The following is a 13206-nucleotide window of genomic DNA, read 5'->3' as shown; positions in this document are numbered from 1 at the left end:
TAGAGTGATTCGGGAGTGAGTGCGGTGGTGCGTAGGGCCAAGAAGTCCGCGGATGGAACACGCAAGTCCACCATCCGGGAGGTCGCCGAGTTAGCGGGCGTCTCCACTGCCACAGTCTCGCGGATCCTGGCGGGCAACTACCCTGAGGCGCCCGTCACCCGCGACCGTGTCATGCGGGCAGTCAAAGAGCTGGACTACGTCGCCAACGTCCATGCCCGGTCGCTGGCCGGCACGCCAACTACGAGCGTTGCCATCATTATCAACTCGGTGATCTCCCCGCACTATGCTCACGTCGCCCAAGGCGTGCAGACGCAGGCCACCGCCGAGGGCAGGCTATGCCTGATCGGTACCACCGGAGGTGATGCGGCACGAGAACTGGCCATGGTGCAGCTCATGCGGGAGCAACATGCCGAGGCGGTCATCCTCGTCGGCAATGTCCTGGCCGACGCGGAGTACCAGGCGCGCATGAGCCAGTATGCCCACTCGCTTGCCGCCGCCGGCTCCCGGCTGGTGCTTTGCGGGCGGCCGCCGCTGGGACCCGACGTGCCAGCGGTCGTCGTGGGCTGCGATTACACCGGTGGCGCGTTCGCCGCCACCAGCCACCTGATCTCCGCGGGCCACGAACGGATCCTCTGTCTCGGCCGCAGGCCGGGCTACACGACGGCGGACGCCAGGCATGCCGGCTACCGCGACGCGCTGACTGCTCATGGCATCGCCCACGACGCGCAACTGGAGGTCGAGGGCACGTTCGAGCGGGAGGAAGGATATCGCATGATCAAGGAGCGGCTGGAGTCCGGACAACGCGACTTCACCGCGGTCTTCGCCTTCAACGATCTGATCGCTGCGGGTGCCCGACAGGCGTTGCTCGAGCACCATTTGGGAGTACCAGATGATGTCTCACTGGTCGGCTTCGACGACCTGCCTCCTGCGTTGGACCTCAACCTGACCACCGTCCAACTGCCACACCAAGAGATGGGCCGCACCGCCGTGCGTTTCGCATTGGAACACGAGACACAAGGCGGTGCGCCGCCACATATCGTCCTCGACACCCACCTCGTGATCCGTGACTCTGTCAGCTCTCCTCGCTGATCTGGAGGTAAGAGACGTCTCGTAACTGCACGCTCGTGCGGCCGAGGTCGGTCAGGTCAGGATCCTGCGCAACGAAGATGTCCTCGAGTGCGGGCCAGCCGTGAACCTGGGCGAACTGGGCTTCTGCTTCCGTGAGAGGAACGAGCCAGGTCAGCACGACGGGTGCGGCGGGGGTGTCGCAGACCGCGAAGGAGTCGGGGAGGTACACCGGGGTGGTCGCCACCAGCGCGGTCATCTCGGCCTTGGGGAACAGCCGTCCGCGGGGGCCGATCACCTCGCCTCGCGCCAGGCCTCGCCCGCGTTCGATCAGCTCACCGGCCACCTGGAACAACACCCCGGCGGTGTTGACCGGCTGCCGGGCGTTGGGCAGGTGCATCACTAACTCTTGGTGCAGCCCGCCCCTGCTCTGCTGGCCCAGGTGATGATTGGACAGGCCGAGGGTGGCCCATGTCGTGATCCCGGTGAAGGGTGCATCAGCACCGAAGCTGATGACCTGGACGCCCGCAGGAGTCGAGTCGTCGCCGTGGGTACCGCCTTCGATAGGGCCAAGGAAGCGTTCCAGATGTTCGACGAGGTCAGCCATGCGCTCGATCATGGCGGACGGACCTGACCACGGTTTCGCAGCCCGGTGATCTCCGTCGTGAAGCGATAATTGACGATGGCTGGGTGCGAGTGATCTCGGCGTCGCGTCCGGAGTGGATTTTCCCGTTCACAGGGCTACAGCCCGCCCAGTTCCGCCGGCTACGACGGTGCCGGCGCTCGACGAGGCCGACGCGTTGGGTCCCCTGTTGCGCGGCGGCGACGCAGAAGGTCCCTAACGCGGTGAACGGTGGGGGTGATGTCCGTTACGGCAACCATCCAGTCATCGACGTATCGGTCGACAGCCTCACCGGACAACCCAACCTGCAGCGACCGGTACGGCAGCGCCTTCAGATGCAGTGACCGTTCCGGATCCCACTGCGCTCGTACTGGGCTGGTCTTCAGTTGCCGCGACCAGGTCGCCTTGTCGCCGTGCAGGTCTCGGTCGTAGTGACTCAGGCAGGCTCGCGCCAGCGCCCACTCAAATCCCTCCCGCGTGATGTCGATGGACAGCACGCGCTCTTGCCCTGGCCTGGTGGCCCAACCGCAGCGGTACATCATCCACAGGAAAGACGGCTTGATCCACGTCATCCGGTCCCGCTTGAAGGGGGCCACGAAACGGCCGGCTATCACCGCCGGCAGCGCAACCTGCGGGGGATACGCCTGATACACGGTGATGATGTCGGCCGAGTAGCGGGCGCGGATCTGACGGGCGGGAACGGACACAACCTGATCCTCACCGATCGGGACTCGACTGCTTCACCGAGATTCCGCATCCACGCCAGCGCCAGGCCGACATGAACCTGCGGCTGCATCCGCATCTGCCGCGATGCGAGCGCCGCCGTGACGACGACGGATGTCCGGGGCGGGCTTTCGAGGCGGCTGCTCCTATCCTCTCTGTTCACCAATCCGCCGTGGCAGGTAGGCGGCGGTCGTCCCCGCGAGGCTGCCGAAGGACAGGGCGAAGGCCAGCGGGAGGAACAAGTCCCACGGGGGGCGGCCGGAAGACGGCAGAAAGGGGCCGCAGGGGCGATCGGCGCGGCGCCGTCAACGGCCTGCCGCCCAAGGCGGTCACCGGCGGGCGTCCGCCGGTGACCGCGGCTGTCGGCTCAGCCCCAGCGCTGGAGCAGCCGGTCGTACTCCGCCTGAGTGATGGGCAGCACCGTGCCGTGGCGCGGTCGGCCGGGCATTGAGTAACTGGACACCGCGGTCCACTGCCCGGAGTCGAGGTTGGTGGTCGTGAAGGGGATGTAGCCGCGGCCGCCGTACTCGTCGATGAACAGGTACCACCGCTCTTCGAGGTTCGACTTGAACACCAGCGGGCCCTCGCCCTGGCTGATCGTTCCTCGGCCGATGCACTCGGCGACAAAGGAGTAGAAGCGGTTGTGTAGGGTCGTCGACTTCTCCGCCAGGATGAACTTGCCACAGGGGGTCTGGGTGGCGCTCCGCTCGTCCTTGGTGAACCGATAATACGTGCCGTTGTGCCGGATCACGGTCGAGTCGATGGTCGAGTACCCCTTGTCGACCCACACCTGCGGAGCGCTGAAGGTGCGGAAGTCCGACGTCGTGGCGTACATCATCCGGTTGTAGCTGCTGCCGGTGTGGTTCGGGTCGCTGGTGGAGTACAGCTTCGAGGCCCAGAAGACCATGTACTGACCAAGGCCTGCGTCGTAGACCGCCTCGGGTGCCCAGGTGTTGCCCGCCGTGTCCGGGGAGACCCGCTGCAGCCGCGGAGCGCTCCAGTTCACCAGATCGGTGGACTCCCAGATGACGATGGACTTGCTCCCGGTGCGCTGTGCGGCATCCCAGTTGCCGTTGCCGTAGATACGCAAATCCGTCGCGATCTGGTAGAACCGGTCACCCTGCGGCGATCGGATGATGAACGGATCCCGCACGCCCCGGGTACCGACGTTGGAAATCAACACCGGCCGCCCGCCGTTGAGCTGCCGCCAACGCGTCGGGTCGTTTCCCTGGCTGAGCGCGAAGTAGACCTGCTCACCGTCGGCGGTGCCTTCGCCGGTGAAGTAGGTGAACAGGTAGCCGGCGTACGTGGGCGGGGTGACAGCGCCGACCCGGACCAGTTGCCACTGCTGGTTCGCCCCGCCGGTGTCGGTGTACTGCGAGACCCGGGCCCCATCCGTCGTCGACCAGCCCCACACGTCGAGCGCTTTTCCGCTGTTCCGGTTGATCAACTTGACGTAGCCGTCGGTTGTATCGACGACGCGGAACTGCTGGTTGGTCCCGCCGTGGTCGGCCCACTGCACGACGTTCGCGCCGTTGGCCGTGGAGGCGTTCGCGACATCGATCACCTTGCCGCTGTGCCGGGCCCGGATCTTGTAGTAGCCGCCGCCGGCGTCGACGAACTGGAACTGCTGGTTGGCCCGGTTGGCGCGGGTCCACTGCTGGGCCGCCGCGCCGTCGGCGGTGGACGAGCCGGCGATGTCCATCGCCTTGCCGCTGTGCCGGGCCACGATCTCGTAGTAGGCCGACGTGTCGATCGTCGCCGCGTCCGCTTGGTGCGCAGCGGTTAGTGGCACGACACCGGCGATGACCGCGATGGCGGCGAGCGTGAGGAAGCTGCGGCGGCGCTGTGCGTTCGGAACAGGGGAAGATCGCATAGTCTATCCGTTCATCTCCAGCCATTGCTGCCCGTAGCGGTCGCAGACGCGCCGCCGGCGCACAGTAGGTCATGGTGATTCTTCGTGAACCGAGTGACCCCCGTCAATGGATGCCGCGCCCGGTCTTGCCCGGGAGTGTGACGGCGCAGATCAGCGCCCGATCATGACACCGTTGCGACGACGATCACCGCCACCCAGACCCGCGTCCGGTTCCGCGACCTGGTCGCCGCCGATTGGATCAAGCTGTGGTCGTTGCGCTCCACGTACGGCGTACTCACGGTCGGCGCGCTGATCTGCGTCGGGATCACCGCGAACTCGGCTCGCTCCAACGTCGCCGTCGTCGCCAGGAGCGCCGCACCGTTGCAGCGCACCGCCATCGACCCGATGCGCCGCCTTCGTGCAGGAGGCGTTCCAGATCCTCGGGATCTCTCGCCTGCAGCCTGGGCGCCATCACGATCCTCGGTGAGTATGCCAGCGGGCTGATGCGGACCACGTTCACTGCCGTGCCCGGCTCGCCGGCCGGTGGTGGCGGCCAAGATCGTCGTGGTCAGCGTGGTCATGCTGGCCTTCGGCACGCTCGTCTCGGCGACGTCGTTCGGCCTCACTCAGGCGATCTACCGCCAGGAGCGCACGGGCCTGTCCACTGCCGCGCCCGGCGCGTTCCGCGCGGTCGCCGCGTCCGCGCTGCTCGCCCCGGTGTGCGCCCTGGTCGGCATGGCGCTCGGCGCTGATCCGGCACGCCGCCGGCACGATCGTCGCCGCGATCGGCGTGCTGTTGCCGGCACCGGCGCTGTTCCGCGTAAACACCCGCGCTGGATGGTGGCAATGTCGGGCCACTGCCCTTGGGATAGCCCTTTCCTCCGCCGCCTGCGGTTGGGGAGAATCGCGCCGGACAGGCCAACTCGAGCAAGGGGAGCGTCGTGATCTTCCAGCGTGGCCAGCGGATCGTATTCATCGGCGACAGCATCACGGACTGCGGCCGGCGCGATATAGCCGCACCGTACGGCGATGGATACATGAACCTCGTTCGAAGCTTCGTGACCGCCCGCTACCCCGAGCTCGGGCTCACCTGGGTCAACCGGGGCATCGGCGGCGACACGGTGCGGAACCTGGCCGCCCGATGGGAACAGGACGTGATCGCCGAGCAGCCGGACTGGCTCTCGGTAAAGATCGGCATCAACGATGTCTGGCGGGCCTTCGACGGTCGGATCGACGAAGCGGTGCCGATCGACGAGTACGAGACGACGCTGCGCGACCTGTTGCGCCGTACGGTCGACGCGACGGGGTGCCGGCTCATCCTCGCCGAGCCGTACGTGATCGAGCCGGATCGCGCCGAGCCGCAGCGCGCCGAGACCGTCCGCTACGGGCAGGTGGTGCGTCGCCTCGCCGAGGAGTTCGAAGCGATCAACGTACGCACCCAGGACGCGTTCGACGAGGTGCTGAAGACCACCGAGGTCAAGGACTGGGCGCCCGACCGCATCCACCCGGAGTTGCCGGGCCACGCGGTGATCGCGCAAGCGTTCCTGCGCGCGCTCGGCTGGGAACTCTAGCGACCCATGGTCGCGTAGATCCGCTTGCCGGAGCGCCTTCGTGGCGAGCGTTCCCAGGCCGCTACAGTCGGCATCGCCCTCACGCCGACCTGCGCCGGGAGCACACCGTGGTAAGCCCGTTCAACATCGAAGAGATCTTTTCCGACGTCGCCGCCGATTCAGTACGGCTGCCGCGCCGGCAAAGCGGCAGCTCACCCCAGGGCCTGGCGGTGACCCTGATCGCCGACTACACCCTGCACACCCGCGCCTGGTTACCGACCGCAGCAATCGTGGCCCTGCTGGGCGAGTTCGGTGTGACCGCCGGCGCCGCGAGGACCGCCATCAGCAGGCTGGCCCGCCGAGGCGTACTGGAGGGCAGCCGGCAGGGTCGGCACAGTTCCTACCGCCTGACCGCGCCCGCCACCGTCAACCTGTCGATCGGCGGCACCTCCATTGCGGCATTCGCCGCCGAGCCCGACTCCTGGGACAGGTCATGGACGGTCATTGTCTTCACCATGCCGAAGGAGGAGCACGCCCGGCGAAGCTCCCTGCGAGCCCACCTGCGATGGCGGGGATACGCACCGCTCTATGACGGGGTTTGGGTGTCACCGCACCCGCTGACGGAGCAGGCACACGCGGAACTGGTCGCAGTAACACCCGGCGCCACGACCGCGTTCCGCGCGCGGCACCTGCAGTTCAGGTCGGACGCCACCCGCGACCCGATCGAAGCCTGGGACATCGCGGCCATCGCCAAGGAGTACGAGACATTCATCCACCGGTGGGACCCGCTACTGCCCGGCATCCGTGCCGGCGACATCACCGGCGCGGCCGCCGTACGGGCCCGCACCGAGGTAATGGACACCTACCGCCGCTTCCCGACGCTCGACCCCCTGCTCCCCATCGAGCTCATGCCGTCCGACTGGCCGCGCACACGCGCGCGGGAAGTGTTCCTCGCGGTGTACGACGGGTTGGCCGAACCGGCCCAGGACCATGTGCGAGACGTCGTCTCGCACGTCGCCGACGGACCGCGTCCCGACATCCGGGCCCACACCGTCGCCGAGATGGGCACCGATATCAGCACGCTTCACCCCTGACGGATCCCTGGGCAGGTCCCATACCCGGTTTGAAGCGCAGCACCGCCCGGGAGTCCGCGCCGGCACCCGGGGCGTTCGACGACCTCGCCGCCGTCTACCGGCTCGAGCTGCCGGACTGGGCGGCCGACCCGGCGCACGACGCGCTGCTGGAGATCGACTGGGCCGGAGACGTCGGACAGCTACGCGTCGACGGGCGCACCGTCACCGACCGGTTCTGGGACGGCTCCCGCTGGACCGTCAACCTCCGAGAACCGGTTTCGTCCCTCTCCTCGGTTCGGCGGCGAACTCGACCTGGTGGACGGCGATCCGCTCTGGCCGGTACGCCCCGTGAACGGCCGTACCGAGATCGTCTGCAGCTCGGCCGCGCCTGAGGGGTCGTTCGGGTCGTTCAGCCCTCACGGGCGATGAACGGCCAACTCGGTTTCCAGCTCGGCGATACACCGCCGAGCGGCGACCAGCTTCGCCTGGAGGGCCGGGGTGGCTGGACTGGACCGGGTGAACCGCACCTCGGCCGGCATGACGGGGTTGCCGCCGGGGAGCGGTGAGCGCTCAGCGAATGGCCGCGCCATCCAGGGGACGTGACGCAGTTGCCATCGTGGGCCCGGCCTCAGTAAGTGGACGGGCATCGATTGACAGTTCTCCATGTCCTCGGCAAGATATCTGACAGACGTATTAGTTCACTCACCCGGCTAACTTCGGCGCCTGGATGCCGACCTGGTTCCAAGGCGAGGCGGGGTGGCCGGTTGGGCGCTGCGCTCACGGTCATGGAAGGCGAGAGGTGCCCCTGCTATGCCACGACGTGAATCGGCATCGGAACCACCAGTCCCAACCACTTTGACGTTCGCCCGGGGAACTCAGTTGTCGGCCGCGTCCCCATCAGTCTCCCAGTTCCCATCTGTTCGGCGTCGCAGTCGGCCCTGTGCAAGCCCGTAGGCCACGCCATTCACAACTTGTGTTCGTAGCCTCGACTCGGCGTAAGCCGGCTGATCCTCTGCTCAACACCTCAGGCCCAGCCGGCTACCGGCCCCGGCTTCACAGCTGTTCCAACTCACCTCTGGAGTGCAGTCATGTTTTCCCGTAGACAACGCGTCGCGCTGCTCTCCGTCTGCGCCGCGGTGGCGGTAGCCGGTGCGGGCGCCCTCACGGCAACGGCGGCTGTCGCTGCGGCGACCCGTTACGAGGCGGAAAACGCACCGGCCACCTGCGACGGTGTCGTCGAGTCCAACCACGCCGGCTACTCCGGCAGTGGGTTCTGCAACGGCAACAATGCGGTCGGAGCGGCCGCGCAGTTCACCGTGAGCGCGGCCGCGGCCGGGACGGCAACCGTCAGGATCCGGTACGCCAACGGTGCAACGGCTAACCGTCCGGCGGACGTCGTGGTCAATGGTGCCGTCGTGCAGGCAGCCACCGCGTTCAGTCCCACTGGCGAATGGACAACGTGGGCCACGAAAACGCTGACCGTATCGCTGAACGCCGGCAGCAACACGATCCGGCTCGCCGCGACCACCTCCAACGGGCTCGGCAACCTCGATTACCTCGAGGTGACCACGGGCGACACCACCACCCCGCCCGGCCGGCCGGCAGAGTGCACCGGCAACTCGCCGATCCGCTGCCACTTCGCGGTCTCCCCGGGCAACTACACGGTGACCGCGTGGATCGGCGACCGCGCCTCCGCCGGCAACACCGCCATGTCGGTGGAGGCCCGTCGGCGGATCCTCCCGGCGGTCACCACCGCGGCCGGCACGATCAGCAAATACGTCTTCACCATCAACGTACGGCAGCCGGAAGGCCAGCCGACCGGGCAGGGCGGCACCGGCACCCCCGGGTTGGACATCACCTTCGCTGGTTCCGCGCCGAAGCTGTCCGGTCTGACCGTCGAGCCGGCGAGCAACCCGCTCGTGGTCTACCTGGCCGGCGACTCCACCGTCTGTGACCAGCCGAGCGCCCCGTACACCGGTTGGGGACAAATCCTGCCCACCCACGTGTCGGCCGGCGCGGTCATTGCCAACTACGGCGACTCCGGTGAGAGCTCCGGCAGCTTCCTGAGCAACTCCGCGTTGTTTCCCGCGATGAGGCCGCTGATCAAGCAGAACGACCTGGTGCTGATCCAGTTCGGCCACAACGACAAGTCCACGTCGGCGTCGACCTTCCGAAACAACCTCGCCTCCCTGATCAACCATGTGCGGGAAAGGGGCGGCGTCCCCGTCCTGGTCACCCCACCCGTACGGCGGCTGTTCAACGGGAACCAGCTCACCTCCACCGCGCTGCACGTCAACGGCGTCAGCGTCAACCTGCCGGCCGAGATGCGCAGGCTCGGGTCCTCGCTCAACGTGCCGGTGATCGATCTGACTGCAAAGAGTGAGGCGCTGGTGGAGTCTCTGGGCCCGGCCAACTCCGCCCAACTCTTCCTGCGCCAGTCGGTGGACGGCGTCACCGACAACACGCACTTCTCCGAATACGGCGCCGGGAAGATGGCCGACCTGGTCGTCCAGGGCATTCGCGAGCGCAATCTCGCACTGGTCAGCTACCTGCGCTGACACAGGGGTGCGGCCCGGAAAACGACCGCCATATCTGAAACACGTAACTGATCACGGAGAGCAACGATGAAACTGAGATCCGCCTTCATTGCCGGCGTCACCATGCTGGCCGGCACGGTCATGGCGTTGACAATCACCCCCGCGATGGCGGCGCCGACCCGGTACGAAGCGGAAGCCGCGCCGGCGACCTGTAGCGGCACCATCGACTCCAACCACCCGGGCTTCTCCGGGACCGGGTTCTGCAACGGCACCAACGCCATCGGCGCGGCGGCACAGTTCACCGTCAGCGCGTCAGCGGCGGGCACCGCGACGCTGGGGGTCCGGTTCGCCAACGGCACCACGACCGCCCGCCCCGTGGACGTCACCGTCAACGGCTCCCGGGTTACGACGACGTCGTTTGAGGGCACCGGCGCCTGGTCGACGTGGGCGACCAAGACGGTGTCGGTGTCGGTGGCATCGGGCAGCAGCACGATCCGGTTCAGCCCGACCACGGCCAACGGCCTACCCAACATCGACTACCTCAACTTCGAGGTGGGTTCCCCGACAGGGGGCAACGGTAGGCCGACCGACGCGAACATCCAGTACTACGGCCGCTGGAACCGGTCGGATCCGTCGTACTACTCGATGGGCTGGGCCGGCGGTTACCTCGATGCCCGCTTCACGGGAAGCTCCATCGGGGTACGCCAGCGCGGGACCATCGACCTGTACTACTCGATCAACAGCGGGCCGCTGCGGTGGCGCCGCGGCGTCTCCGGCAACGTCACGCTGGCCACCGGGCTGACGGGCACCACCAACACCATCCGGATCGGCTACCGCGAGCGGGCGGGCTCGTACACCGGCGACCCGGTCTTCGGCGGCCTCATCCTCGCCAGCGGTGGGCAGACCGTCCCGATCGCCCGCCCGGCGAACTTCGTCGAGTTCATCGGCGACTCGATCACGGTCGGCCAGCCCAACAGCAACCGCCCCTTCACCGCCTACCCGTGGCTCACCGGCGAGGCGCTCGGCGCCGGTCACACCCAGGTGGCCCAGGGCGGCGCCTGCCTGGTCAGCCAGGACTGCGTTGGGATGGTGGACAGGTTCCGCCGCTCGTCAGCGTTCGTGAACTACGACGACTGGGACTTCTCGACCTACCAGGCGACCGCGGTGGTGATCAACCTGGGCACCAACGACGTCGGTCACGGCGTGTCCGGCACCCAGTTCTACCAGAACTACATCGTCATCCTCGAGCGGCTCCGCCGGGCCTACCCCGACGCCCACATCTTCGCGATGAGGACCTTCCGGGGCCGCTACGTAACCGAGACACGCAACGCCGTGGCAGCCCGCAACGCGGCCGGTGACGGCAAGGTCTACTTCGTCGACACCACAAACTGGATCGGTACTGGCGACCTCGTCGACACCGTCCATCCGAACGACACGGGCCACGCGAAGATCGCCCAGCGGCTTGCCCCGATCATCGACCAGTACCTCTAGGCGACCGCAACCGCCACAAATCGTATGCCTGACCGAGTAGACGATTGAGGAGGGATGAGTGCATCTGCGAGCAGTCATCGCTGCACCGCCCTGCTGGCCAGCGCGGTCGCGTTGTTCTCCACCACCATGGCGAGCGCGGCGCCGGCCCGGCTGAAGCGGCGCCGGCTACGTGTGACGGCTGCATCGCTTCCAATCACACGGGGTTTTCCGGCAGTGGGTTCTGTGGTGGCAGAAACGCCGTCGGCGCGGCAGCGCAGTTTACGGTGAGCGCGTCGGCGTCTGGGGCAGCGCAGCTGTCGGTTCTTTCGCCAACGGCACCACCACCGCGCGGCCTGCCGATGTCGTCGTCAATGGCACAATGGTGCAGTCGGTGCCGTTTGAAAGCACCGGGGCGTGGGCGACCTGGGCCACGAAGACGGTGACGGTGTCGGTGAACGCGGGCAGCAACACGATCCGGTTCAGCCCGACCACGGCCAGTGGACTGCCCAACATCGACTATCTCGATGTGGCGACGGGGCCGAACCCCACACCCTGCCCGCCGCCGTCGCCGAGCCCGTCGTCCTCACCTTCGCAACCTCGGGTCACCCTCTGGCTCGCGGGCGATTCGACGATGGCGAACCCCTCAGGAGGGGCGACCTGCCCCGTCGGGTGGGTAACCAGTTCGCCCAGTACTTCAACAGCAACGTCACCGTGAGGAATAGCGCGGTCGGCGGGCGAAGCATCCAGACCTGGCTCTACGACTCCAATGTCACCAGCGCCAAGAACTCGCTGGTGAGTGCGTCATCAATCCGGCCCGCAATCCTCACCGAGGTCATAGACGGCGGGCACGCCAGGGTGATCGAGCCGAGCGGTGAGCAGCGCCTCACTGGGATGGCTCCCAATGAAGCCTTGACGTGTGTCATCGGTCACTCTTATGCTATCGAAACGCTTCGATTACACCCTCGTTTCCGATTGATGTCCACTTCCCCTGGAGGAAGCGATGTTCACAGCAGGACGCCGTGCGGCCGCCGCGCTGTCGGCGGCGCTCATCGCCGGAACAATGGCGCTCACCGGCTGCGGAGGCGACGACTCGTCCGGCGGCAAAACGCTCACCCTCTGGCACTACGAGGGACCCGACAGCGCCATGGGCGTCGCCTGGAGCGAGGCCATCAAGGAGTTCGAGGCCACCCACCCCGGGGTGAAGGTCAAGTTCGAGGAGAAGGGCTTCGAACAGATCCAGAAGACGGCGCCGATGGTGCTGAACTCCAGGGACGCGCCGGACATCCTCGAGTACAACAAGGGCAACGCGACCACCGGTCTGCTGTCCAAGCAGGGGCTGCTGACCGACATGAGCGACGAGGTGGCGAAGCGTGGCTGGGACAAAATGCTGAGCCCGAGCCTGCAGACCACCGCCCGGTACGACCAGCGCGGCGTCATGGGCTCGGGCAACTGGTACGGCATCCCGAACTACGCCGAGTTCGTGATGGTGTACTACAACAAGGACCTGTTCGCGAAGCACGGCGTCAAGGTGCCGACCACGCTCGACGAATTCACCGCCGCGATGGAGACGTTCGTCAAGGCGGGCGTCACCCCGCTGGCTGTCGGCGGCAAGGAGTACCCGGCGCAGCAGATCCTCTACCAACTCGCGTTGAGCAAGGCCGACCGCGGCTGGGTCAACGCCTTCCAGATGTACGACGGCAAGGTCGACTTCCACGACGAGGCTTGGACGCACGGGGCGACCACCTTCGCCGACTGGGTGAAGCGGGGCTACATCGCCAAGAACTCGGCCGGCATCGACGCGGAGAGCATGGGGACCTCCTTCATCTCCGGCAAGTTTCCGATCATGGTCTCCGGCAGTTGGTGGTACGGCCGGGTGGCGGCCGAGGTCAAAAACTTCGAGTGGGGCACCTTCCTGTGGCCCGGCAACACGATGAGCGCGGGGTCGAGCGGCAACCTGTGGGTGATCCCGGAGAACTCCGAGAACAAGGACCTGGCGTACGACTTCATCGACATCACGATGCAGAAGAAGATCCAGAACAAGCTGGGCAACTCGGGCGGGGTGCCGGTCGCGGCCGACCCCGCGGCGATCACCGACCCGAAGAGCAAGGAGCTGATCGAGAACTTCACCACCCTCAGCGGGAACGACGGGTTGGCGTTCTACCCGGACTGGCCGGCGCCGGGCTACTACGACGTGCTGGTGTCCGGGGTCCAGAAGCTCATCAACGGCACCGCGTCGTCCGACCAGGTGCTGGACGAGATCGCGAAGCCGTACCAGGAGCACGCTGGCACGATCGGCGAGTAGGGACCGCTC

The 13206-nt window shown here is 67.0% G+C and carries 16 protein-coding genes and 1 pseudogene; 10 read left to right on the top strand and 7 right to left on the bottom strand.

The window, feature by feature from the left end; all coding sequences use genetic code 11:
• The first annotated feature begins 15 nt into the window (after nucleotides 1-15).
• Nucleotides 16-1089 (top strand): LacI family DNA-binding transcriptional regulator, encoded by a 1074-nt coding sequence (locus C1I99_RS05565; RefSeq protein WP_233512346.1) that lies wholly within the window; start codon nucleotides 16-18, stop codon nucleotides 1087-1089.
• On the opposite strand, the gene C1I99_RS05560 is transcribed toward C1I99_RS05565, so the two are convergent.
• The gene (locus C1I99_RS05560; protein ID WP_111133090.1) at nucleotides 1073-1684 is read right to left on the bottom strand and encodes a suppressor of fused domain protein; all 612 of its coding nucleotides are present in this window, start codon (nucleotides 1682-1684) and stop codon (nucleotides 1073-1075) included. The two genes, C1I99_RS05565 and C1I99_RS05560, sit on opposite strands and share 17 nt — an antisense overlap.
• Before the next feature lie 71 nt (nucleotides 1685-1755).
• Between C1I99_RS05560 and C1I99_RS05555 the strand changes: the two are divergent.
• A pseudogene (locus C1I99_RS05555) lies at nucleotides 1756-1839 on the top strand (IS5/IS1182 family transposase); the annotation flags it as partial.
• Here the strand turns inward: C1I99_RS05555 and C1I99_RS05550 are convergent.
• The 3 genes from C1I99_RS05550 to C1I99_RS05540 all read right to left on the bottom strand — a co-directional run bounded on the left by C1I99_RS05550 (nucleotide 1831) and on the right by C1I99_RS05540 (nucleotide 4663).
• The gene (locus tag C1I99_RS05550; protein ID WP_111133088.1) at nucleotides 1831-2394 is read right to left on the bottom strand and encodes a DUF4291 domain-containing protein; all 564 of its coding nucleotides are present in this window, start codon (nucleotides 2392-2394) and stop codon (nucleotides 1831-1833) included. The pseudogene C1I99_RS05555 and the gene C1I99_RS05550 sit on opposite strands and share 9 nt — an antisense overlap.
• Before the next feature lie 383 nt (nucleotides 2395-2777).
• Nucleotides 2778-4286 (bottom strand): RICIN domain-containing protein, encoded by a 1509-nt coding sequence (locus C1I99_RS05545; RefSeq protein ID WP_111133086.1) that lies wholly within the window; start codon nucleotides 4284-4286, stop codon nucleotides 2778-2780.
• Nucleotides 4287-4447: 161 nt separating this feature from the next.
• Complete coding sequence (locus tag C1I99_RS05540) at nucleotides 4448-4663, bottom strand: hypothetical protein (protein ID WP_111133084.1); 216 nt, start codon at nucleotides 4661-4663, stop codon at nucleotides 4448-4450.
• 148 nt (nucleotides 4664-4811) lie between these two features.
• Between C1I99_RS05540 and C1I99_RS05535 the strand changes: the two genes are divergently transcribed.
• From C1I99_RS05535 to C1I99_RS33190, 4 genes are all read left to right on the top strand, one after another.
• A complete protein-coding gene (locus C1I99_RS05535) occupies nucleotides 4812-5210 on the top strand; it encodes a hypothetical protein (protein ID WP_111133082.1) in 399 nt (132 codons plus the stop codon).
• Complete coding sequence (locus C1I99_RS05530) at nucleotides 5207-5836, top strand: SGNH/GDSL hydrolase family protein (protein WP_111133081.1); 630 nt, start codon at nucleotides 5207-5209, stop codon at nucleotides 5834-5836. Before C1I99_RS05535 ends, C1I99_RS05530 begins: the two co-directional genes overlap by 4 nt.
• 107 nt (nucleotides 5837-5943) lie before the next feature.
• Complete coding sequence (locus C1I99_RS05525) at nucleotides 5944-6909, top strand: PaaX family transcriptional regulator (RefSeq protein ID WP_111133079.1); 966 nt, start codon at nucleotides 5944-5946, stop codon at nucleotides 6907-6909.
• A gap of 29 nt (nucleotides 6910-6938) precedes the next feature.
• Nucleotides 6939-7280 (top strand): hypothetical protein, encoded by a 342-nt coding sequence (locus tag C1I99_RS33190; RefSeq protein ID WP_199561982.1) that lies wholly within the window; start codon nucleotides 6939-6941, stop codon nucleotides 7278-7280.
• 24 nt (nucleotides 7281-7304) lie between these two features.
• Here C1I99_RS33190 and C1I99_RS32625 read toward each other — a convergent pair whose 3' ends face one another.
• Nucleotides 7305-7478, bottom strand: a complete 174-nt coding sequence (locus C1I99_RS32625; RefSeq protein ID WP_158553999.1) for a hypothetical protein — start codon at nucleotides 7476-7478, stop codon at nucleotides 7305-7307.
• A gap of 498 nt (nucleotides 7479-7976) precedes the next feature.
• Here C1I99_RS32625 and C1I99_RS05515 point away from each other — a divergent pair, with 498 nt between their 5' ends.
• A complete protein-coding gene (locus tag C1I99_RS05515; protein ID WP_199561981.1) occupies nucleotides 7977-9446 on the top strand; it encodes a carbohydrate-binding protein in 1470 nt (489 codons plus the stop codon).
• A gap of 66 nt (nucleotides 9447-9512) precedes the next feature.
• Nucleotides 9513-10916 (top strand): GDSL-type esterase/lipase family protein, encoded by a 1404-nt coding sequence (locus tag C1I99_RS05510; RefSeq protein WP_111133077.1) that lies wholly within the window; start codon nucleotides 9513-9515, stop codon nucleotides 10914-10916.
• 74 nt (nucleotides 10917-10990) lie between these two features.
• On the opposite strand, the gene C1I99_RS34535 is transcribed toward C1I99_RS05510, so the two are convergent.
• Together C1I99_RS34535 and C1I99_RS33785 are read right to left on the bottom strand one after the other, a co-directional pair.
• Nucleotides 10991-11113: a hypothetical protein gene (locus C1I99_RS34535; RefSeq protein WP_267897476.1), complete on the bottom strand. Its 123-nt coding sequence runs from the start codon at nucleotides 11111-11113 to the stop codon at nucleotides 10991-10993.
• Nucleotides 11114-11174: 61 nt separating this feature from the next.
• Nucleotides 11175-11387, bottom strand: coding sequence for a hypothetical protein (locus C1I99_RS33785; protein ID WP_233512349.1), 213 nt, complete (start codon nucleotides 11385-11387; stop codon nucleotides 11175-11177).
• Here C1I99_RS33785 and C1I99_RS33780 point away from each other — a divergent pair.
• Both C1I99_RS33780 and C1I99_RS05495 read left to right on the top strand, forming a co-directional pair.
• Nucleotides 11287-11610 (top strand): carbohydrate-binding protein, encoded by a 324-nt coding sequence (locus C1I99_RS33780; RefSeq protein ID WP_233512345.1) that lies wholly within the window; start codon nucleotides 11287-11289, stop codon nucleotides 11608-11610. The genes C1I99_RS33785 and C1I99_RS33780 overlap by 101 nt on opposite strands.
• A gap of 285 nt (nucleotides 11611-11895) precedes the next feature.
• Nucleotides 11896-13197 carry an ABC transporter substrate-binding protein gene (locus C1I99_RS05495; protein WP_111133076.1) on the top strand — a complete coding sequence of 434 codons (1302 nt, stop codon included), beginning with the start codon at nucleotides 11896-11898 and terminating at the stop codon, nucleotides 13195-13197.
• The last annotated feature ends 9 nt before the right edge of the window (nucleotides 13198-13206 follow it).

The organism is Micromonospora deserti, from assembly GCF_003236335.1.
Classification (GTDB): Bacteria; Actinomycetota; Actinomycetes; order Mycobacteriales; family Micromonosporaceae; genus Micromonospora; species Micromonospora deserti.
This window is presented reverse-complemented; position numbering and strand designations above follow the sequence as displayed.